This is a genomic window from Piscirickettsia salmonis LF-89 = ATCC VR-1361, assembly GCF_000297215.2.
In the GTDB taxonomy this organism is placed as follows: domain Bacteria; phylum Pseudomonadota; class Gammaproteobacteria; order Piscirickettsiales; family Piscirickettsiaceae; genus Piscirickettsia; species Piscirickettsia salmonis.
The window spans coordinates 1-1,343 of record NZ_AMFF02000164.1 but is presented as its reverse complement, the minus strand read 5'-3'; the positions used below and the strand labels follow the sequence as shown (position 1 = coordinate 1,343).

Here is a 1,343-nt window from a genome sequence, read left to right as displayed (position 1 = left end):
TATCTGGAGTTTTACAGCTAAAATTAGGGTTATAAAAATAAAACTTATTATTACTGGACCTTAGAGAGCAGGAATGATCACTTCCTGCTAATATGCACATGTTATTTTCTAAATTTTTTATAGTGAGCAATTGCTTTAAATCTTCATCACTCAAGTTTCCAGCAATCGTTCTATATTGCTCTTTATTTACCGATAACCATTTTTTAGAGTTTGAATCATAAACCTCAAAAACTTCAAGTAACCTATCTTGCCTGATCACTTTGTCATTAGCATCGTTCATAATTGAGGGTTGAAAGTTAAACACAACATAAGATGCTATGCGCTCAAATAGGTATCTCAGATTTTTAGGTTGTTCTCGTTGCTGTGGATTGCAGTCTTGATCTGAATCTTCACCTTTGAGAATAATCTTCTGATCTAAAGCATTTAAGCTGCCATCCCATTCACTGATTTTTTTTAAAGCATCGTGCCACCAATTTAGCTTTCCTGTAGCTGCCATCGCCGCATGTACATAAGCAAAACCATGACATAGCCCACCTTCTCCGTAATTATCTACACCATTTATCAATGCAGAATACTTTTTTAATTGGCGAATAATCGCCATTTGGTTCAGGGGCATTATTTTTTCTTTATAATTTTAATTTACTATTGAAATTTATTTAATATTAAATTAAATAAATTAATATCATAATTTTATTATTAAATTTATAATTTACTGTTTTTTAATATGGTTGTATGGATGATTTGGTAGGCTAGTTGTTTTTTTTTAAGTTTAGTGATGCGATATATAAGAGCTTACCATCACAATATGAATAATGGGGTGTACTACATAGTTGTGCTAACGGTAGAAAAAGCACTCTTTAATATCATGGTATCTTGGAGAATGAAACGATGGGCTTTATATTGCGATTTAATTGAAGCTACTCTCCATAAAATTTATACAGTCTTAACTAAAATCTGCACCTTCTAGATTAGATCCTCTTAGGTTTGCCTGGTATAAAAGTGCGCCGGATAAATTTGCATTTTTTAAGCAAATTCTTGATAAATAAGCATTTTTTAAATAGGATTTTGATAAATTAGCACCTTCTAGATTAGCACCTTCTAGATCAGCACCAAGTAAATATAAGCCTGATAAATTTGCACCTCGCAGATCCCAATATCTTAGATTTACCGAGCCTGAACCATTTACTGCGGCTGCTTTATTGATTTCTTTAATAACGTCACTTCTGGTTTTTCTCATTTTTTTTCAGCCATTGCTGTGTTTTGAATAAAATAAAACTAGTATTAACTATGATATAAACCAGTTGATTTATATGTAGCTTATATTTTATAGCGCTCAACGAATA

2 protein-coding genes are annotated in these 1,343 nt (G+C 31.6%); both read right to left on the bottom strand.

Annotated features, from left to right (window positions below):
* The coding region (locus C200_RS12765; protein WP_155276089.1) for a hypothetical protein at positions 1 to 601 on the bottom strand (601 nt) is incomplete at its 3' end.
* 342 nt (positions 602 to 943) lie between these two features.
* Entirely contained in the window at positions 944 to 1,237 is a 294-nt protein-coding gene (locus C200_RS14320) for a pentapeptide repeat-containing protein (RefSeq protein WP_016211899.1), read from the bottom strand.
* Positions 1,238 to 1,343: the final 106 nt, after the last annotated feature.

Bases quoted from the DNA above. Each gene is read 5' to 3' on its own strand.
- C200_RS14320 (WP_016211899.1), bottom strand. From the start codon at position 1,237: ATGAGAAAAACCAGAAGTGACGTTATTAAAGAAATCAATAAAGCAGCC.